23 protein-coding genes and 3 tRNA genes are annotated in these 19,622 nt (G+C 34.4%); 6 read left to right on the plus strand and 20 right to left on the minus strand.

Annotated elements, in window-relative coordinates:
* The first annotated feature begins 6 nt into the window (after positions 1–6).
* A complete protein-coding gene (locus PEPCATONIAE_RS08285) occupies positions 7–1,059 on the plus strand; it encodes a DUF4179 domain-containing protein (RefSeq protein WP_138160675.1) in 1,053 nt (350 codons plus the stop codon).
* 102 nt (positions 1,060–1,161) lie between these two features.
* Here PEPCATONIAE_RS08285 and PEPCATONIAE_RS08290 read toward each other — a convergent pair whose 3' ends face one another.
* From PEPCATONIAE_RS08290 to PEPCATONIAE_RS08300, 3 genes are read right to left on the minus strand one after another with little or no spacing between them, the layout of a single operon-like run.
* Positions 1,162–1,476 (minus strand): thioredoxin family protein, encoded by a 315-nt coding sequence (locus tag PEPCATONIAE_RS08290; protein ID WP_346265080.1) that lies wholly within the window; start codon positions 1,474–1,476, stop codon positions 1,162–1,164.
* Positions 1,476–2,831 carry a PFL family protein gene (locus PEPCATONIAE_RS08295; protein WP_138160677.1) on the minus strand — a complete coding sequence of 452 codons (1,356 nt, stop codon included), beginning with the start codon at positions 2,829–2,831 and terminating at the stop codon, positions 1,476–1,478. The genes PEPCATONIAE_RS08290 and PEPCATONIAE_RS08295 overlap by 1 nt, the downstream gene beginning before the upstream one ends.
* Before the next feature lie 9 nt (positions 2,832–2,840).
* Positions 2,841–3,110 (minus strand): ACT domain-containing protein, encoded by a 270-nt coding sequence (locus tag PEPCATONIAE_RS08300; RefSeq protein ID WP_138160678.1) that lies wholly within the window; start codon positions 3,108–3,110, stop codon positions 2,841–2,843.
* Between the two features lie 144 nt (positions 3,111–3,254).
* Here PEPCATONIAE_RS08300 and PEPCATONIAE_RS08305 point away from each other — a divergent pair, with 144 nt between their 5' ends.
* Entirely contained in the window at positions 3,255–4,040 is a 786-nt protein-coding gene (locus tag PEPCATONIAE_RS08305) for an electron transfer flavoprotein subunit beta/FixA family protein (protein ID WP_138160679.1), read from the plus strand.
* An 11-nt stretch (positions 4,041–4,051) separates the two neighbouring features.
* Positions 4,052–5,044 (plus strand): electron transfer flavoprotein subunit alpha/FixB family protein, encoded by a 993-nt coding sequence (locus PEPCATONIAE_RS08310; RefSeq protein WP_138160680.1) that lies wholly within the window; start codon positions 4,052–4,054, stop codon positions 5,042–5,044.
* A gap of 90 nt (positions 5,045–5,134) precedes the next feature.
* Here PEPCATONIAE_RS08310 and PEPCATONIAE_RS08315 read toward each other — a convergent pair whose 3' ends face one another.
* From PEPCATONIAE_RS08315 to ftsE, 8 genes are all read right to left on the minus strand, one after another.
* Positions 5,135–5,662: a transcription repressor NadR gene (locus PEPCATONIAE_RS08315; RefSeq protein ID WP_138160681.1), complete on the minus strand. Its 528-nt coding sequence runs from the start codon at positions 5,660–5,662 to the stop codon at positions 5,135–5,137.
* On the minus strand, positions 5,663–6,901 hold the full coding sequence (locus PEPCATONIAE_RS08320; protein WP_138160682.1) for an L-aspartate oxidase: 1,239 nt from the start codon (positions 6,899–6,901) through the stop codon (positions 5,663–5,665).
* A complete protein-coding gene (gene nadA, locus PEPCATONIAE_RS08325) occupies positions 6,898–7,794 on the minus strand; it encodes a quinolinate synthase NadA (RefSeq protein WP_246060464.1) in 897 nt (298 codons plus the stop codon). Before nadA ends, PEPCATONIAE_RS08320 begins: the two co-directional genes overlap by 4 nt.
* A gap of 71 nt (positions 7,795–7,865) precedes the next feature.
* Positions 7,866–8,735 (minus strand): DMT family transporter, encoded by an 870-nt coding sequence (locus tag PEPCATONIAE_RS08330; RefSeq protein ID WP_138160684.1) that lies wholly within the window; start codon positions 8,733–8,735, stop codon positions 7,866–7,868.
* A 119-nt stretch (positions 8,736–8,854) separates the two neighbouring features.
* On the minus strand, positions 8,855–10,027 hold the full coding sequence (locus PEPCATONIAE_RS08335) for a S41 family peptidase (RefSeq protein WP_138160685.1): 1,173 nt from the start codon (positions 10,025–10,027) through the stop codon (positions 8,855–8,857).
* Between the two features lie 128 nt (positions 10,028–10,155).
* Positions 10,156–11,337 (minus strand): murein hydrolase activator EnvC family protein, encoded by a 1,182-nt coding sequence (locus PEPCATONIAE_RS08340; RefSeq protein ID WP_138160686.1) that lies wholly within the window; start codon positions 11,335–11,337, stop codon positions 10,156–10,158.
* A gap of 8 nt (positions 11,338–11,345) precedes the next feature.
* On the minus strand, positions 11,346–12,242 hold the full coding sequence (ftsX, locus tag PEPCATONIAE_RS08345) for a permease-like cell division protein FtsX (RefSeq protein WP_138160687.1): 897 nt from the start codon (positions 12,240–12,242) through the stop codon (positions 11,346–11,348).
* Positions 12,229–12,915 carry a cell division ATP-binding protein FtsE gene (gene ftsE / locus PEPCATONIAE_RS08350; protein WP_138160688.1) on the minus strand — a complete coding sequence of 229 codons (687 nt, stop codon included), beginning with the start codon at positions 12,913–12,915 and terminating at the stop codon, positions 12,229–12,231. Before ftsE ends, ftsX begins: the two co-directional genes overlap by 14 nt.
* A gap of 188 nt (positions 12,916–13,103) precedes the next feature.
* Between ftsE and PEPCATONIAE_RS08355 the strand changes: the two genes are divergently transcribed.
* From PEPCATONIAE_RS08355 to PEPCATONIAE_RS08365, 3 genes are all read left to right on the plus strand, one after another.
* Positions 13,104–13,679 (plus strand): 5-formyltetrahydrofolate cyclo-ligase, encoded by a 576-nt coding sequence (locus tag PEPCATONIAE_RS08355; RefSeq protein ID WP_138160689.1) that lies wholly within the window; start codon positions 13,104–13,106, stop codon positions 13,677–13,679.
* On the plus strand, positions 13,679–14,854 hold the full coding sequence (locus PEPCATONIAE_RS08360; RefSeq protein WP_138160690.1) for a coenzyme F420-0:L-glutamate ligase: 1,176 nt from the start codon (positions 13,679–13,681) through the stop codon (positions 14,852–14,854). The genes PEPCATONIAE_RS08355 and PEPCATONIAE_RS08360 overlap by 1 nt, the downstream gene beginning before the upstream one ends.
* A gap of 180 nt (positions 14,855–15,034) precedes the next feature.
* Positions 15,035–16,417, plus strand: coding sequence for a DUF438 domain-containing protein (locus PEPCATONIAE_RS08365; protein WP_138160691.1), 1,383 nt, complete (start codon positions 15,035–15,037; stop codon positions 16,415–16,417).
* Positions 16,418–16,632: 215 nt separating this feature from the next.
* Here PEPCATONIAE_RS08365 and PEPCATONIAE_RS08370 read toward each other — a convergent pair.
* The 9 genes from PEPCATONIAE_RS08370 to PEPCATONIAE_RS08410 form a co-directional block, all read right to left on the minus strand.
* A tRNA-Phe gene (locus PEPCATONIAE_RS08370) sits at positions 16,633–16,708 on the minus strand.
* A gap of 33 nt (positions 16,709–16,741) precedes the next feature.
* Positions 16,742–16,818, minus strand: a tRNA-Ile gene (locus tag PEPCATONIAE_RS08375).
* A gap of 9 nt (positions 16,819–16,827) precedes the next feature.
* Positions 16,828–16,920: transfer RNA gene (locus tag PEPCATONIAE_RS08380), tRNA-Ser, on the minus strand.
* A 194-nt stretch (positions 16,921–17,114) separates the two neighbouring features.
* Positions 17,115–17,567 carry a methionine--tRNA ligase gene (locus PEPCATONIAE_RS08385; protein WP_138160692.1) on the minus strand — a complete coding sequence of 151 codons (453 nt, stop codon included), beginning with the start codon at positions 17,565–17,567 and terminating at the stop codon, positions 17,115–17,117.
* A gap of 398 nt (positions 17,568–17,965) precedes the next feature.
* Positions 17,966–18,097: a hypothetical protein gene (locus PEPCATONIAE_RS08710; protein ID WP_282957753.1), complete on the minus strand. Its 132-nt coding sequence runs from the start codon at positions 18,095–18,097 to the stop codon at positions 17,966–17,968.
* A 213-nt stretch (positions 18,098–18,310) separates the two neighbouring features.
* Positions 18,311–18,568, minus strand: coding sequence for a hypothetical protein (locus tag PEPCATONIAE_RS08395; protein WP_138160693.1), 258 nt, complete (start codon positions 18,566–18,568; stop codon positions 18,311–18,313).
* Positions 18,546–18,878 (minus strand): hypothetical protein, encoded by a 333-nt coding sequence (locus PEPCATONIAE_RS08400; protein WP_138160694.1) that lies wholly within the window; start codon positions 18,876–18,878, stop codon positions 18,546–18,548. Before PEPCATONIAE_RS08400 ends, PEPCATONIAE_RS08395 begins: the two co-directional genes overlap by 23 nt.
* 126 nt (positions 18,879–19,004) lie before the next feature.
* Positions 19,005–19,163, minus strand: a complete 159-nt coding sequence (locus tag PEPCATONIAE_RS08680; RefSeq protein WP_346265081.1) for a helix-turn-helix transcriptional regulator — start codon at positions 19,161–19,163, stop codon at positions 19,005–19,007.
* A gap of 177 nt (positions 19,164–19,340) precedes the next feature.
* A complete protein-coding gene (locus PEPCATONIAE_RS08410) occupies positions 19,341–19,607 on the minus strand; it encodes a DUF3847 domain-containing protein (protein ID WP_428842303.1) in 267 nt (88 codons plus the stop codon).
* Between the last annotated feature and the right edge of the window lie 15 nt (positions 19,608–19,622).

A 19,622-nucleotide genomic window follows, 5' to 3' on the forward strand; every position in this document is an offset into this window, starting at 1 on the left:
TATATTATGAACTTAAATAATTTAGACAATATAAAAGTTCCAAAAGATGATATTGAGAATATAAAAAATTCACTTTACCCCAAGAAAAGGAAAGGATTTAAACTGTCCTATGCTCCTATTGCCCTTGTCTTTTGCTTTATAATAGGCTTCGCCTTTCCGGCTTATACAGGATCTCTTCCTGTCTACAGAAATATATTTCATATGCTTGGTAGAGACGACTATCAAGCTGCAAGTAAAAACTTCAACGAGGTTTGCGAGGCTAATGGAGTTAAAATTACCCTTGCAGATGCTATCTACTCAGATAAATCCATTATTACCAGCTTTTTAATTGAAGCTGAGGAAGACCTTGGAGAGCTTGGAGAAAATGTAAATCCTATGGTATACACAAAATTTAAAAATGCAAGGAATAATGCACTTTACGAATCACTTTACTTTACCCCTGTGGGAAAAAACGCCTATATTGGTCGTATAAACCAAACTGCGGATTTTAAAAAAGAAAATATTTCTCCTTTGAAAGTAAAGTATACAATAGATGAGATTAAATTTACTGGAAAAAATAGCAAGACAAAAGTTGTAAAGGGACCCTGGGTCTTTAATATAAGGCTTGATCAGCTAGATAAGAACCAGTATGCTCTTGCGAAAACTATGGACAAAAATGGTATTTATGCACAAATTGACACAGTGATTCTTGATAATTTAGGTGCTGTCTTTAATCTTAAATACTGGAACAATAAAGGGATCCTTCCCTATGCTTTTACTATACATGATATCAGCTTAATAGATGAAGAAGGCGAGACTAAAGGCTTTGAAGACGGAGGAGGTATGTCCGACTCAAAGATTTTTAAAATTCAGTATAGAACCTCTAAAAAGCTAGAATTAGACGAACCCTACACCCTTAAAATAGAATTCACCAAGTCTGGTGGAGAGTATTATAGTGCTCCTGCTGATGGCTCAGCTCCTGCAAAAAAATATACTGAAAGCTATGTTTACAATAAAGACTTTATCAGTACTCCCGACCCTACAGTTATAGAAATTCCCTTTACCTTAAAGTCTAAATAGAAGCTCCTTTACTTAAATAAGTACCCTACACCCTTTTATAAAAGAAGCCCCTAACTCATTAAGTTAAGGGCTTTTTCTTATGTTAAAAACATTTATAAAATTTTAAAGGCTCTTGTGTAAATCCAAAAATCTTTTTATCCTTTCAAGGTCAAAAAATCCTGACGTCCTTTCAATTTCCTTGTCCCCTTCTAAAAGAAGCAGCGTTGGAAAGGAATATACCCCATACTCACCTCTAAGCTTAGGATGAGTTTTAAGTTCTATAAGGTCAAGGGGAAGCTTATAAGAGCTCAACTCTCTTTTAACCTTAATTTCCATACCCTGACAAAGGCCGCAATCCTCTCCCTGAAAAAATAAAAGTCTTAAATTTTTATTATTTCTCTCATCTTTCATAAATTCTTCTCTTATTAAATCTAAAATTAATTTTTAAAGCTGTGAATAGGAGCAGGAATAAGTCCTCCTCTTTCAATAAACCTTTTTGCGCTATTGTCTCCTATATCCATAATAGGCGCATAGCCTAAAAGTCCTCCGAATTCAGCCTTGTCTCCAACACCCTTTCCATAAACGGGAATAACTCTTACTGCTGTTGTTTTGTTATTAATTACTCCTATAGCAGCTTCATCAGCTATAATGGCGGATATTGTTTCCTTTGGAGTATCTCCCGGTATGGCAATCATGTCAAGACCTACTGAGCAAACTGATGTCATAGCTTCAAGCTTGTCAAAACTTAAATGACCTGAAGCTGCTGCCGCTATCATACCCTCGTCTTCAGATACAGGGATAAAGGCTCCTGAAAGTCCTCCTACATGAGAGGATGCCATTATACCGCCTTTTTTAACAGCGTCATTTAACATGGCAAGAGCTGCAGTGGTTCCGTGACCTCCCACTGTATCTATTCCGATTTCTTCTAAAATTCTTCCTACACTGTCGCCTATTTCAGGTGTCGGTGCTAAGGAAAGATCTATTATACCGAATCTGCTGTTAAGTCTTTTTGATACTTCCCTGCCTACAAGCTCACCCATTCTGGTGATCTTAAAGGCTGTTTTCTTTATAGTTTCAGCAACATCATCAAAGCTTTTTCCCCTTACGCTTTCAAGTGCGGTTTTTACAACTCCCGGTCCTGAAACTCCCACATTAATTGTAGAGTCTGGCTCTCCCACTCCATGAAAGGCACCTGCCATAAAGGGATTGTCTTCAACTGCATTGGCAAATACAACAAGCTTCGCGCAGCCTATTGAGTCCTGATCCTTAGTTTTGTAGGCAAGCTCTAAAATCTTTTCTCCCATTTTAGCTACAGCTTCCATATTAATACCTGTTTTACTTGAGCCTACATTTACTGATGAACATACATAATCAGTAGATGCCAGGGCATTAGGTATTGAATCTATTAAAGTATAGTCCGCCTTGTTAAAACCTTTTTGCACCAAGGCTGAAAATCCTCCTACAAAATCAACTCCAACCTCCTTTGCCACCCTATCCAGGGTCTCAGCATAGGGAGTGTAGTCCTTTAAGTCGCTGGCTCCTGCTATTATTGATATGGGAGTAACTGAAATTCTGTTGTTAATAATTGGAATGCCATAAAGCTCCGATACCTCTCCTGTGGTTTTTACCAAATTTTCAGTATGGTACATCATTTTGTCATAAATCTTTCTGTTGGCAGACCTCCAATCACTGTCAATGCAGTCTAAGAGAGATATGCCTACAGTAACAGTCCTTATATCTAAATGCTCCTGCTCCAACATTTTTATGGTTTCAAGAATTTTTCTGTTATCCATGCTTCCTCCTTAAATTTGGTGCATTGCCTTAAATATATCTTCGTGTTGTACCTTAATATACATACCTATTTCTTCACCGAGTTCTGTAAAAGCCCTTACTATTTCGCTAAACTCAACAGTGCTTTCAGAAATATCTACAATCATTATCATGGTGAAATAATCATCCATTATGGTTTGGTTAATATCAACTATATTAAGATGGTATTTTACAAGGATCTCCGTCGCCTTATGTACTATACCTATTTTATCATTTCCTATAAAAGTAATTACAGCCTTCATTATTTCCTCCTTTAATACTATTGGTTGAAGTATAGCATATTTTAAGATTTTTTTACATATTAGGCAGTCGACAAATTTAACCTGTATAAAACTTAACCTTTATGGAGAAATTATGTATAATATAGATAAATTGGAGGTATTAAAATGGAATATTTAGTTTGTGTAAAGCTTGTACCGAGATTTCCCAATAAGGTTAAGCTTGACCCTGTTACAAATAATTTAATTAGAGACGGAGTAACATCGGTAATTAACCCTGCCGACTTAAATGCTTTGACTATGGCACTTGACCTTCGCAGAATAACCGGAGGTAAGGTATCAGTTCTTTCTATGGGTATACCTGATGCTATAAACAGTCTTAAACAATGTATAGCAAGGGGAGCCGATAAGGCCTATCTTGTTACTGACGGAAGCTTTAGAGGTTCAGATACTCTAGCAACCTCATACACACTTGCAATGGCTGCAAAGCACATCGGCAACTTTGATTTGATTTTTACCGGCACTCAAACAACAGACGGAGATACAGGTCAAGTAGGGCCTGAGCTTGCAGAGCTATTAGGTGTAAATCAAGCCAGCTATGTTAAGCTAGCTAAATATAAGGAGGGATCCTTAACTGTACTTAGATCCCTTTATAACGGAACCGAAAAGCAAAATGTTAAGACTCCTGCTCTAATCAGCGTAGTTAAGAACGCCAATGAGCCGGCGGAAATAAGAAAATCTATTCTTGAAAAGGTAAAAGATGAAGATGTAGTTATACTTAATGCTTCTGATATAAAAGCTGATTCTGAAAAAATTGGAGCTTCCGGATCAGCTACTCAAGTAGTAAGAACCTTCCAGGATGAGGAGCTCCCTAAGGGCGAATATATTAAGGGAAGTGCCCAAGAACAGGTAGACTCTTTAATTGAAATCTTTAAAGAAAAGCAATTTATATAGGCGGTGTTTAAATGGAAAAAGATATTTTAGTCGTATGTGCCTTGGAAGAAGGCTCTCTTACAAATCCATCAATTGAAGCTATAGGCAAGGGACGTGAGCTTGCAAATGACCTTAAGGAAAATGTTCTTGCTCTAATTTGCGGCAAAGACCTTAATAAGGCTGCCAAAGAGGCTATAGGCTACGGAGCAGACAAGGTTATAAAGGTAGAAGACCCACGCTTGTCAAATTATACCACTCTGCCATATACAAAAGTTTTAGACAAGGTTATAGATGAATTTAAACCCTTTGGAGTTTTAATACCTGCAACTCAAAATGGACGTGACCTTGGCGGAAGAATATCAGCCAGAAGATCCATAGGTCTTGTAGCTGATTGCATAGAGGTTAAAGTCTTAAAAGAAGAACGCGACCTTACCTGGACAAGACCCACCTTTGACGGTCAACTTTTTTCAGACATTAGAATAACTTCTTCTCCTAAAATAGGAACTATAGGACCCAGCACCTTTAAAATGCCTGAGTTTGACCCTGATAGAAAGGGCGAAATAATAGAATATTCTTCTCCTGTAACTAATGAAGACATTATGATCGAAATTTTGGGATTTATTAAAAAACATAATTCAGATCCTGAGGTATCAAGTGCTTCCATAATAGTAGCAGGAGGCTTGGGACTTAAAGAGCCTAAAAATATAAAAATTATTAAGGACTTAGCTGAGGTAATGGGAGCTGCAGTATCCGGATCAAAACCTTTGGCAGATCAGCTTTGGATACCTCAAGACAGCTTTGTTGGAATGAGCGGACTTAAAGTAAGTCCAAGACTTTATATAGCTATAGGCATATCAGGAGCTGCTCAACATATACAAGGCATGAGAGATTCAGGTATGATAGTTGCAATTAACAATGACCCTAATGCAGCTATATTTAAAGAAGCCCACTACTGCATAGTGGGGGATTTATTTGAAATAGTTCCTCAGCTTACAGAAAAGATTAAAGAGCTTAAAGCACAATAAGCTTTATATTTCAATATCATCTATAGAATAAAAAATAGGTTTCCTCAAGGGAAGCCTATTTTTATATACTTTTAAAAATTATAGAAATATTTAATTTATTTTTTTACTTTCCAAGAGGTAGCCCATTTCCTTCAACACTCTTTCAGCTTCATCAAGACTCTCTTCATCCCTTGCCACTAAGGTATGATAGTGGTAATTTTTAGTCAGGTTTTTTAAGGGACTGCTTATGCCAGAATTTATCCTTTCAATAAACTTTGCCACATCTCTTCTTGAAAAAATATTCATATCAACGACAATTTTGCCATAAACCCTATGATTTATAAAGACATCCCTTATTCCAACGCCTAAATCTACTATTGCATTAAGTTCTTTTTCTATTTCATCATCTTCGTGGACAACCTTAACCTGTCTTTTCAGATATTTATCCTCTTTAAGAAGGTAACCTCTATTTGTAGAATAAATATTCTTCCCTTCAGCCTTTAAAAGAGCTATATCTTGTACTATAACTTGTCTTGAAACTCCTGTTAGTTCAGCAAGCTCACTTCCTGATACAGGGCTCTTTGAGTCCTTTAATATTTTTAATATTTCTTCTTTTCTGTTGGATTTTTCTTTTGGCATTTATCCTCCATTTTTTATCATTTTATTTAAAAGAAGCTTGTAATCTTTTTTATCTTCTACAGGCTCTACAGTCTCCAAGTCGGAGGCTTCCTCGTAATTTTCATTTATATATTTTGCAGCTCTTTTAGCAAATACAACAGACTCTAAAAGAGAATTGCTTGCAAGTCTGTTTGCTCCATGAACTCCTGTACAGGCAACCTCTCCTGCTGCAAGAAGCCTATCCATAGATGTAAGACCATTTAAATCCACCTCTATACCTCCCATCATATAATGCTGGGCAGGTACTACAGGCACATAATTCTTGTTAGGATCTATTCCCTTTTCCTTCAGATAGCCATATATTTTTGGAAATCTTTCCTTTATTTTTAGTGGAATAGGTTTCATATTTATCCACTCATAGTCTCTATTATCCTTTTCCATTTCTTTTAACATGGCCTTTGAAACTATGTCTCTGGGTTTAAGCTCGTCTACAAATCTTTCTTCTTCTTTATTTAAAAGCTCTGCACCTTCACCTCTTACAGATTCTGAAATCAAAAATCTTCTTCCTGCCTCTTTCTCATAAAAGGCTGTTGGGTGAATTTGAACATAATTCATGTCTTTTAACTTAATCTTGTATTTTAGAGCCATTGCAAGTCCATCTCCACTTATGTGAGGGTAGTTAGTTGAGTGCTTATATAGCCCTCCTACTCCCCCTGTAGCTAAAATGGTATAGGATGCTCGAATTTCAAATTCTTCAGAGTCTTTATTCACAAGAATTCCAAAGCACCTGTTATCACTTACTATAAGATCAGTCATTTTACATTCTTCTATTACCCTTATATTGGATCTTTTTTTTACTTCCTCTATTAAGGCCTCCATAATTGAAGCTCCTGTGTGATCCCCGCAATAAAGAATTCTATTTTTACTATGACCTCCCTCTTTTGTATAGAGAAGTTCCCCATCCTTTTCTTCAAATTTTACTCCATAGCTTATTAAGCTTTCTATTGCCGATCTTGATTCGTCAACCATAACTTCTACGGATTCTCTTTTGTTTTTATAGTGGCCGGCTTTCATTGTGTCTTCTATAAAATCTTCTCTGTCATTTTGGTCCCTTTTTACACATATGCCTCCTTGAGCCAAATAAGAGTCACTGTCCTCCAATTTTTTCTTAGTTATTAGGATCACCTCTCTATCCTTTATAGATAGGGAAAAAATTAGACCCGCTACTCCTGATCCCACTACTACAATATCTGTTTTCACTTTGCACTTCCCAGCTCAAGCATTCTTTTTAGAGGAATTTTTGCAGCCTCAGTAATTTTTTCATCAACTTGTATTTCGTTAATTTCCTTTTCCAGTAACTCTTCTACTTTTTCAGGAGTAATTAATTTCATATCCCTGCAAATCATAGCTTCCGGAAAATGTATTTCAGCATCCGGACATCTGTTTTTAATTTCTGAACCTATTCCCTCTTCAGTAACTACTATATATTGGGCTTTAGGATTTTTTTCAATTTCTCCAATTATTCCTGATGTGCTTCCAACATAGTCAGCAATCTCAACTACTTCAGATCTACACTCAGGATGAGCGAGGACTTTAGCATTAGGGTAAGACTTTTTCATATTCCTTACCTTTTGAGCGTCTATGTTATTGTGAACAGGACAATAGCCTTGATTTAATATTATATTTTTTTCAGGCAAAGCCTTTGCTATATTCCCACCTAAATTTTTATCCGGTATAAAGAAAATATTTTTTTCTTTTAGCTTTCCAACTATTTTAACTGCATTTGATGATGTGCAGCAAAGATCTGAATGAGCTTTTATTTCAGCTGTTGAGTTTATATAGCAAACTACTGCCAGGTCATCATACTTTTTTCTCATTTCTTCTATTTCTTTAACGCTTATCATGTGAGCCATGGGACAGTCGGCTTCCAAGTCTACCATATAGACTTTTTTATCAGGATTTAGAATTTTTACACTCTCTCCCATAAAATAAACCCCTGCCATAATAACCTTGTCAGCTTTTATCTCCGTTGCCTTTCTTGCAAGATAAAATGAATCTCCCACATAATCAGCTATTTTTTGAACTTCCCCATCTACATAGTAGTGAGCAAGTATAACTGCATTTTTTTCTTTTTTTAGTTTATTAATATTCAAATCCGTCACCTTTCTTAAAGTTTTAAACATTATAACAAAAATAGCTTTTACTGACAAGACACTTGTATGTACTATCTTTTGCCTCCCAACCACACTATGGTAAGACAGGATACAAAAATTAAAATAGAAGAAAATATTTGCATTAGACTAAACTGTTCCTTTAAAAAAATCATGCCTATTAAGGTTACCATAAGAATTTCCAAGGTCATAATCATAGAAGAATCTGTTGGTCCTATAAGTCTAAGACCTTTTTGATAATAGTAAGCTGCTCCAAGAGTAATAGCAAAGGAATAAAGAAAAAGTAAGAAGAAATTACCGGGATTAAAATCCAAGTAAATCTTTCCCCATGAAATATTTATATACAAAAAGAGAAAAAAGGAAGCAAAGAGATTTACATAAAAAAGGACCTTTAGGTTATTAACCTTGGATAAATGATCCTTACCCATTTCAATGGCATACTTAGCAAAGGCCAAGGCCCCCATAAAGGCATAGAGGACTCCTTTAAAATTATTAACCTCCTTAAAATCGGAAGAAAGAACGAGACCTGTTAAGGCTCCTATTAGAGCAAAAAATTCAAATCTTGACGGCTTTCTTTTATTAGCAAAGCATTCCCCTACAAAAACCAATATAGGATATAAAAAGTAGATTGCAGTAGCTGTACCTGAATTTATATAAGTATAGGATTTAAAGATACAGGCTCCGGATGCTCCAAAACAGGCACCACAAAAAACCAAACCTAAAAATTCTTCAAAAGATAATTTCATGTCTATTTTGTAATAAAATATATTTATTAAAAGTATAGGCAGCAAGGATAAAAACATTCTGTAGAAAATAGCCTCTGTAGAGTTAAGACCTAAGGAATAAACTCTCTTAGTCATAAGAGGCATAAGAGAAAATATTATTGCTGAAAAAACTGTATATATAAATCCCTTTTTTCTCATAGTATCACCTCAAATATATTTTACCTTATCTTTATATTTTTTACCTAAAATAAAAAAGAGGAAATTATAATTTCCTCTTTTACAGTCTGCACATTATTATAAAATACATTGTAAATAATTTATAAGTTTTTCTTCAAGACTTCAATAGCTTTTTGTAATTGCTTATCCTCCTTAAGGTAATCAAGGCCTATTCCCTTTACATCTTCAGGAAGATCCACCTCTATATCAGGTTTGATTCCTTTTTTGTGAATATTTTCTCCATTAGGTGTGAAGTATTGTGAGGTTGTAAGTTTAATTCCGTCTCCTCCGGGGAACATTCTGGCTGTTTGCACTATACCCTTGCCAAAGGTCTTTTTGCCTATTATTGTACCTGCCTTATAGTCTCTTACAGCGCCTGCCAATATTTCAGAAGCTGATGCTGAGCCTTCATTTACTAAAACAGTCAAAGGTATTGACAACTTTTCATCATCAGACTTAAATTCAAAGACCCTGTTTTTATTTTTATCCTCAGCATAAACTATCATTCCCTCAGGCAATAGTCTGTCAGCTATAGCTGAAGCAGATTCCACTATACCTCCCGGGTTTCCTCTAAGGTCAAGAACCAGACCCTTAACATTATCCTTTAACAAATCATCAAGAGCCTTGTTAAAATCATTGGCTGTATTTTCATCAAACTCCGTTATTCCTATATAGCCAAGATTTCCGTTATCAAGCTTTCCCTTAATAACAGTTTCAACACTTATCTCATCTCTTTTAAGTTTAATGTTTTTAGTTTCCCCTGTAGCCGGTCTATAAATAGTAACCTCCACCTCGGTGCCCTTATCGCCTTTCATAACTTTGGTAGCTTCATTAATTTTATCTGCAGAGTACTCTTCACCATTAACCTTAATAATTTTATCCTGAGCTTTTATTCCGGCCTTATCTGCCGGAGAGCCTTTTATAGGTGAAATAACAGTAATTAAATTATCTTCACCCTTGGTTATCACAACTCCTATACCGAAAAACTTGCCCTTAGTAAACTCCATAAGCTCTTTATATTCTTCCTTAGTGTAATATTCTGAATAAGGGTCATTAAGAGAAGCTACAAGTCCTTTAAGCTTTCCGACTTCAAAGTCTTCGTCTTTTACATCGTATAGGTAATTTTGTTTAATAAAATCTTCCAAATATTTAATTTTTACATTACCCGCTGAGTTTGAATTGCTATATCCATAAATTAATGATGCAGCGGTAAATAGGTTAGTTCCTACAACAATTGCTAAAACTCCTAATATGACAAGTATCTTTTTTTTCATAGTTACCTCTTTATCTTAATAATTATTTTTAGTCCATCTATTATACCATAGAAATAAATCTCTTTAAAATATTCTCTAAAATACGAGATAAATAACAAAAAACGCACCTCAACCGATGCGTATTGTTTTTAAATATAATTTAAAGGATCTACAGTTTTTCCGCCTACTCTCACTTCAAAGTGAAGGTGGGGGCCTGTTGAAAGACCTGTTGAACCTACAAGAGATACAACATCTCCTGCATTTACCTTTTGACCTACAGATACCTTTAAGGAACTGTTGTGAGCATAGACCGTAACTATATCTCCATGATCAACCATAACTACATTTCCATAACCACTCATGGATCTAGCCATAATAACTACACCAGACTTAACCGCAACTACAGGAGTGCCTGCCGGTGCAGGTATGTCGACTCCTGAATGAAACTTATATGTTTTAAGAATAGGGTGAAATCTGTTGCCATAGTAGGAGGATATACTTGTATGTCCCGGAACCGGCCAAGGTAAATTTCCACTGGATCTGGGCTTTGATGAAATATTTCCTCCCTTAGAGGATTCATTTATTTGGGCCTCTTTGATTTCCTTCTGAAGTCTTAAAATTTCACTGTCAAGATTTTTCCAGTTTGCCTGTGCCTTTTCATATTCAGCTTCATAGGCAGCCTTATCTGAAACTAAAGATTCCATATAAATACGCTTTTGGTCACTTACCTTAGCATACTGAGCCCTTTCAATTTCAAGACTGGACTTGGCTATGTCAAGGTCATTTTTATCCGATTCAAGCTTTGCCTTATTAGACTCAATTATATCCACTTGCTCAGTTATGTAATCTACCAGTTCCTTGTCGGATTTTGATATGGAAACTATTATTTCATTATTTCTAATAAGCTCTTCCATGCTTTTTGAATTAAGGACTACTTCCAAATAAGAAGCCTTGCCCTCCATGTACATGGCTCTTACTCTTTCCTGAAAGACTTCCTTTTTTTCATCAAGATTTTTTTGAGCCTCTATAAGCTCCTCTTGAACCCTATCTATTTCTCCCCTAAGTTCATTAATTTGACCTTCAAGAGTAGAAATACTTGTGGTTAAACCGCCTATTTTTTGGTCAAGAACATCAATTTCGGAATTAACTTGATCCACATTGCTTTGAATCTTTTTTATTTCTTCTTTTTTTAACTGCATCTCTTGAGATGCCTTGTCCTTTTGTTTAATTTTCTCTTGTTTTTGCTTTTCTAATTGTTGACTTCCGGCACTTGTAACAGTGGGAATTAAAAGAGCACCCACAAGAGAAAAAATAATGAATTTATTCTTCATACAACACCTCAAACATCTAAAAATCTGCTTGTCGAAAGTAGGGAGCCTATATATCCCACTCCTACTCCTATGGATAAAAATATAAAAGACAAATTGTCAAAAATACTTTTGGGATCTAAAATATTTATTCCATAGTTTTTGATTTCTTCTCCAACTCTTCCATGACAGAAATTATAGATATTATATACTATTATAAAGGCTATTAAAGCCCCGATAACCCCAAAGATTATCCCCTCTATTAAAAAGGGTCCTCTTATATAGCCATTAGTGGCTCCTACATACTTCATTATATTAATTTCCCTTTGTCTGTTGGAAACTCCTATTTTAACTGTGTTATGAATTATAAGTATAGAAACAAAAAATAACACTGCAACTATGGCGTAGCCTACATACTTTACTCCCCTTTCAAGGTTAATCATTTTATTAACTAAATCATAATGGTATTTAACCTTAAAAACTGCACTATTATCCTTAAACATACTTGCGACCTGTGATGAATAGGAAAGATCCTTCAAGCTTATTACTAAAGAGGCAGGCATAATATCCTTTTCAACTGAAGCTAAAATATCAGATCTGTCCCCGAAGCTTTTTTTGAAATCTTCAAGAGCCTCTTCCTTGGAAGTATATTTAACTTCCTTTACTCTCTCATCGCCACTTATCATAACCATTAAATTATTAACATCATCAGCTGATACATTATCTTCCAGATAAACAACTACCTTGTCCAACTCATTACCAAGTCTATATACTGTAGAATTAATTCCAAGAATCAATATAAATACAAATCCGAACAAGGTAAGCATAGCAGCAATGGATATTATTGAAGCTAGGGACATGGCTGAATTTCTGAAGATCCCCTTTATGCTCTCCTTTAAAACATTTACGGATTGCCTAAATATCTTCATAGTATCCACCCCTTTCAACATTGCTTACAATTTGGCCATTTGATAAACTCACAACGTGTCTTTGTATCTTATTTACTATTTCAACGGCATGAGTTGCCATAATTATAGTCGTCCCCTCTTCATTTATCTTAGTAAGGGCTTTCATAATTTCCCAAGCAGTTTCCTGATCCAAATTTCCTGTAGGCTCATCACATACAAGAACAGGGGCTCTATTTACTATTGCCCTGGCTATAGAAACCCTTTGCTTTTCTCCCCCTGAAAGCTCATGGGGATAACAGGCTTCCTTATGAGATAAATTTACCAGATCCAAAGCATAAGCCACAGATCTCTTAATAGTGGATTTACTCTCTCCCTGAATTTCAAGGGCATAGGCTATATTTTCAAAAACTGTTTTTTTATCAAGTAATCTGTAATCTTGAAATACAACGGAAACATCTCTTCTAAGTTTAGGTATTCTTGTCTTTCTAATTTTAGTAATATCTGTGTCATTTAAGAGGATTCTACCTCTTGTAACTTGTTCCTCCCTAATTAGAAGCTTAATCATAGTGGACTTACCTGCACCGCTGGGACCCACTAAAAAAACAAAATCTCCCTTAGGGATTTTAAGATTAATATTGGAAAGAGCTATAACCTTGTTTCCATATTCTTTAAATACATTTTCAAACTCTATCATAATTTTCCTTTCTACTCAGATTCATATTATATTACAAAATAGTTACAAAATACAAGCCTTTAAGTAAAAGTCTCTTGAAATTCCCATTTTAATGAAAAGTTTCCCTATTAAAGTATTTTCAAGATTTTTTTAAAGTTTTTCTGTTAGGAAAAGACATAATATAGTATAATAAGCAGCGGAGTGATTGCATGGATAAAAAAGAGTTCAGATCTTTAATGCTTAAAAATAGAGACAGCCTTAAAGACCAATACATGAAAAAAGCTAATGAAGGTATTTTTAATGAGTTCATTAAATCAGACCTATATAAAAACAGCAAAAATATTTTTATCTTCGTCAGCTACAAAAAAGAGGTGGATACTCATAAAATTATTAAGTATGCCCTTAAGGAAAATAAAAATATGTACGTACCTATAGTAAATAGGCAAACAAAGCTTCTTGAAGTTTCAAAGCTCTCTTCCTTTGATGTTTTAAAAGAAAGTTATATGGGAATTTTGGAACCGGATAAAGAGGATTATAACCTTGTTGACCCTAACATTATAGACTTAGTCGTAACACCTGGACTTGCCTTTGACAGGTCAGGCTATAGAATTGGCTATGGTGGAGGTTTTTATGACAAGTTTTTTGCAAGTTTAAACTCTAGTCCCGTTAAAATGGGAATAGGTTTTAATAAACAATTAGTGGAAGCTGTAGTCCATGATACCGAGGATCAAACCTTGGATTACTTTTTAAGTGAAAATGGACTATGTAAATTAGGAGGAAATTAATGCAAAGATATTTTGGTACTGTAGTTAGAGGTATTAGAACTCCCATTGTAAAAAAAGGTGACAATCTTGTAGAAATTGTTACTCAATCAGTTATTAGTGCTTTGGAATCTGAAAACATAAAAATGCGTGACAAGGATGTAATAGCTGTTACTGAATCCCTTGTAGCAAGAGCCCAAGGCAATTATGCAACTATTGAACAAATCGCGGAAGACATAAAAGCAAAATTTAAAGGTGACATAGGATTGGTATTTCCAATACTTAGTAGAAACAGGTTTTCAATTATACTTAAAGCTTTTGCTCTAACAGGCAAAAAACTTCATTTACTTTTGTCCTACCCATCTGATGAAGTCGGAAATCATCTAATGGACAGAAGCCTTTTATATAAGAATAAAATAAATCCATATTCAGATGTTATGGAAGAATCCGACTACAGAAGAATATTTGGAGAAGAAGTTAAACATAGATTCACAGGAATAGATTACGTAAAGCTATACAAGGAAATATCTCCTAACTGCGAAGTTCATTTTTCAAATGATCCTACAACTATTCTTAACTATACAAAGGATGTAATGGTATGCTCAGTTCACACAAGAAAATTCGTAGAAATGGAACTTAAGGATGCAGGAGCAAACTTGGTTTATGGATTAGATGACCTTTTAACAAAATCAGTTGACGGATCCGGTTATAATGAAGAGTTCGGAGTTTTGGGAAGCAACATGGCTGGAGAAAATTACGTTAAGCTTTTCCCAAGAGATGGAGACAGCTTTGTGGAAGCTCTACAAAAAAACCTTATAGAATATTCAGGTAAGCAAGTAGAGGTAATGATTTACGGCGACGGAGCCTTTAAAGATCCCGTAGGACAAATTTGGGAGCTTGCTGATCCTGTAGTATCCCCCGCTCACACAAAGGGACTTGTAGGTACACCTCACGAGCTTAAAATCAAATACATTGCAGATACTGAGCTTGCTAACCTTGACACTAAAGAAGCTGAAAACATCTTAAAGGAAAAAATTTCATCTAAAGATATGAAAGACCAGCAAGCAAGTCTAGGTACTACCCCAAGAAGAATTACCGACCTGTTAGGTTCCTTATCAGACCTTACATCAGGCTCAGGTGATAAGGGTACTCCTGTAGTTTATATTCAAGGCTACTTTGATAACTATGCCAGCGAATGAGATTAAATTATTGATCTTTTAAATTTTAAAATATTGATAAAAAGACTGTGGAATATTTTCTACAGTCTTTTTTGTATGTATAGATCTTCTTAATATGATAAAAAAATAAAATTTTTATTTATTTTTATATTTTAATGCCCGGTAAATGATGTCTAATATCAATTAGATTAGGGGGTTACTATGAAAAAAATAAATTTAGACTTACCTGTTGCAAATTTAGTTGAAGAATATCCAGAACTTAAAAATATTTTAAAGGATTTAGGCTTTACTGAAATAGTAAATCCAATTGCCCTTTCCACAGTCGGAAAAGTGGTAACTTTAAAAAAAGGTTCTCTTATAAAAAATATAGATTTGGGAAAGATTATAAAAAAATTAGAAGACGAAGGTTTTGAAGTCCTTAACTCAGGAATAAACTCTAATGAAGAAGAGAATATTTCAGAAGAAAACTTGAGCGAAAAGAAAGAAAAAAATAAGGATGATAGACTCGAACTATTAAAATCTTATATACAAAGACTTAGTCTGGGGCAAGATCTTGAAGAGGTAAGAAAAGACTTTGTAAAAAACTTTAAGGATGTTTCCTCCAAAGAAATTGTGGAAGCAGAACAATCCCTTATACTTGGTGGTGTTCCACTTGAAAAAGTCCAAAAGCTTTGTGATATCCATTCTGCCCTATTTCATGACCAAGATATTATTGACCAAAGTGGCAAGGACTTTGAAAAAGTGCCTGGTCATCCCTTAAATATTTTATCTTTAGAAAATAAAGAAATAAAAAAACTAGTTGAAAATATAAAAAATAGCCAAGATAAGTTGCCAGAAATAAAAAAACTCCTAGCCATAAATTCTCACTACGGCAAAAAGGCTGGACTTATCTATCCACTTTTAAAAACAAAATATAAAATAAGTGGTCCTAGCGATGTTATGTGGGGAGTAGATGATGAAATAAGAAAATCCCTTTCACAAATTGTAAAATCTAAAAGCTATGATGAAAAAGATTTAGAACAAGTTTTAAATAGAGTTGAAGAAATGATCTATAAAGAAGAAAACATCCTATTTCCTATCTTAAAAGACCACCTTACAGAAGATGAGTGGAATAAAATTTATGCTGACCTAAGCGAATACGGACTTGATCTTCCTGGCGATATTCCAATATGGAAGGACTATATAGAAAAAGAAAAAATAAAAAACGAAAATTCTACAAGTTTAAATTTTGAAACTGGATCTTTGACAGCTAAAGAAGCAATTCAAATTTTTAGAACCATCGATGCGGAACTAACATTTATAGACAAAGATGACATAGTTAGATACTATTCTGAGGGTGAAAACAAAATTTTCCCAAGACCAAAATCTTGCCTCGGAAGAGATGTTACTTCATGCCATCCACCAAAAGTAGTTCCTATTGTAAAGAACTTACTAGAAGATTTTAAAAATAAAAAACGCGACCGTCTAGTAGTATGTAGAAAAATTAAAGACAGGGACATTTTAGTCAAGTATCTAGCAATTTATGATAATGGAAACTACATCGGTACTTTAGAAACTGTCGAAGATATAAGTGAATATAAATAACAAAAGCCACTATAATAGTGGCTTTTTATTTTATAAAAAATTTATAATATTTTGAATTGTCAAAGAATTTCATAAAGCATTATCATCTTTAAATTTTATAGTATAAATAATTTTTATTTTACATACTCTAGCATATTTTATAACTCACCCTATGAAAATGAGCATAAATTTCCTATTTTCCAATAAAAAAAGAACCCACAAAAGTAAGTTCTTTATGGTGCCCAGAGCCGGAATCGAACCAGCGACACGAGGATTTTCAGTCCTCTGCTCTACCGACTGAGCTATCTGGGCAAAAAAGCTATCCTTAAGATAGCTTCATAGTAATGGTGGGCCTTCAGGGACTTGAACCCCAGACCTACCGGTTATGAGCCGGGCGCTCTAACCAACTGAGCTAAAGGCCCTCACCATTTTGGCGGAGAAAGAGGGATTTGAACCCTCGCGACCCTAAAATGAGCCCTACTCCCTTAGCAGGGGAGCCTCTTCAGCCTCTTGAGTATTTCTCCATTCTAGACGGTCGTTTTCTGAACCGCTTTGTTTATTATATGTTACTTTAAAAATATTGTCAATATAAATTTACCTAAATTTTTCAGTCACCCTTTGATTTCAAATTTTGCTTATAAGACTTAAAGGATTAGGTCTTAAAATAAAAAACTGAGGTTAACTTAAATCAGCCTCAGTTTACTTTTAATAACTATTTTTAATATAATTTTGATCCCGCTGGAATATTGCTATCCAATATTATTAGGTTTAGAAGCTCTTCTCCATTATATTCGCATATTGCTGATAGAAGCATTCCACAGGATTTAATCCCCATCATTTTTCTCGGTGGTAAATTTGTTATTGCAACTAAAGTTTTTCCAACAAGCTCCTCTGCACTGTAGAAATTCTTTATACCTGATAAAATTATTCTGTCTTCTCCTGAGCCGTCATCTAAGGTAAACTTCAACAATTTTTTAGACTTAGGCACTTCCTCACAAGATTTAACTTTTACAACTCTAAAATCTGATTTTGAAAAAGTATCAAAGTCTACAAAGTCTTCAAATAGAGGTTCAACCTTTACCTTGGAAAGGTCAAGCTTTTGAACAGCCTCTTCTTTAAAGGATTCTTGACGGCTTTCTCTTTCTTCCTTTTCTTCTCCAATAGGTTTCATTGTTGGGAAATACTTAACATCATCAAAAGAACAAACGCAATAATAAAACAAATTGCTATCGGATAATTTCTTATGCTAAGAAAGAAGTACAATGAGCACAAAAACGTCGTAAATATAGCTATTATCAATAGCGTATTTCTGAACTTTTCTAATCTACATTTACGCAACATAAAGCCTCCAAACTCTCTGACAATTATCTATTGCAAGGTTTAATGCAGTAACTTCAACAATGGCTGCACCTGCCGCGGTAGCAGCTTCACCCGCTGTCAAGCCCGCATCTAAATATGTCAAAACCGCCAATAAAACTATTGCACTACCTTCGGCTAAAACCGCTAATTTTGTCTAAAAACGACAAGAAGCAGGATGATACTAACAATCAAACATACGCCAAATTTCATTCACATTACCATTGGCGAAACACTCCATTCAGGATGATTTGCCGCTGCTATATAATCTTTAACTAACAAATATGTCCCGATCATAGCAGGAATTAAAGAACCGAAAACTTTTGCTACAACTTTTAACTTCATATAGCATCCTCCTCCTTAATAAACTGAACTTGCTACAGGGGGATTTCCATAATATACGGTCTCAAAATATGGAATACCTACCCCAGTAGAATACAAATTGCTATAAGATTTTATACTTTGCATTGTAGCTGTTGGAGTATTTGGCACACCTGCACTAACTGTTGTAGAACAAACTGAATTCCATACTTTTGTTGCAAACGTTGAACAATTTGATCACACAGTCCATGAATCATTATTCTTTATATTTTGTGAAACTGTACTCAATAAGTTAGAAGATAAATCTACCCTAAATGATACAGCATTATCGTATGCATTGGAACTATTTTGGAAATACCCCTCAAGATTATACCATAACCCTGTATGTTCGTCTTTATTTCCCCAAGTCCCTACAGTAACAGTCTTACCAGAACCGACTGATAATACTCCAAAATTTGTTATATATAAAAAATTATTGATTAATAATTTTTTCATAAATTTCCTTTATCTCCTTTGCAAGTTTCGCATACCCTTCATCACTTCTTGAAGTTGATCCTTGGATAAGGAGATCAAAATCTTCTTTAACATACTTTGCCAATTCTTTTTCTGTAAGTACTTCTTTCAAATGGCTATCTACTTTTAAACCATTTTCCTTAAATACCTTAAACAAATCTTCAGCTTTCATTGTTTCAAGCTGTTCTTTGTTGTACCTGATGTCATGATTACTACAACCAGAGCACCCGACAATTCCTAAACAGAAGATCCCAATCAAAACTGCATAAACAATACGCTTAGCATAATTCATATTAACCTCCTACAATTTAATCGATAAACACGATTTTAAGCAAAACCATCACCGTTCCTATACCTCTGAGGATTTTTGTAATTCATTAACACCACCCCCATTTTACTAAATATAGTCATATAATTCCTAACAACAATTACGACTATGACATTTATATGTTTCTTCTCCATCCAAATCAAAAATCTGATACATACAAACCCCTAAAGCATTTGCTATATCGTTAGCAGTTTTAAGACTCGGAATTGTTTTCCCAGTTTCTATTTTGTTTATACTCGTCCTTGATATACCTACTTTTTCCCAAGTCTATGTTGCGATAAACCTAAAGGTTTACGGTATTTCTCGATTCTATTTTCCATTATATCACTTTTCTTTGGTTAACTATAGTTAACATAATTTCGTTTGAATGTCAATACTTTTCATATTTTTTTGTTACCTTTTTTTAATTTTGTCATTACATAATATCTATACTAATATTTTTACATTTTTTCTCATTACTCTAAGTGTTTCTTTAAATTCTTTTGTCTTTGTTGCTTCTTCTGGTAGGATTTTTATTTTTTCATCTGTTAGTTCTTCTGCATTTTCTATAAGACTTTCTAAGATTGCTCCTCTTGTTATTAGCCTATGAGTTCTTTCTTTTCTTCTTTTCACTATGTCTTGTTTTAATATCTTTTTTTCTTGATTTTTTAGTTGCCTTAGTCTTTCTTCTGTATCGTCAATTTTATTTTTTATTTCTTTTTACTCTTG

This window comes from Peptoniphilus catoniae, from assembly GCF_901447155.2.
In the GTDB taxonomy this organism is placed as follows: domain Bacteria; phylum Bacillota; class Clostridia; order Tissierellales; family Peptoniphilaceae; genus Peptoniphilus_E; species Peptoniphilus_E catoniae.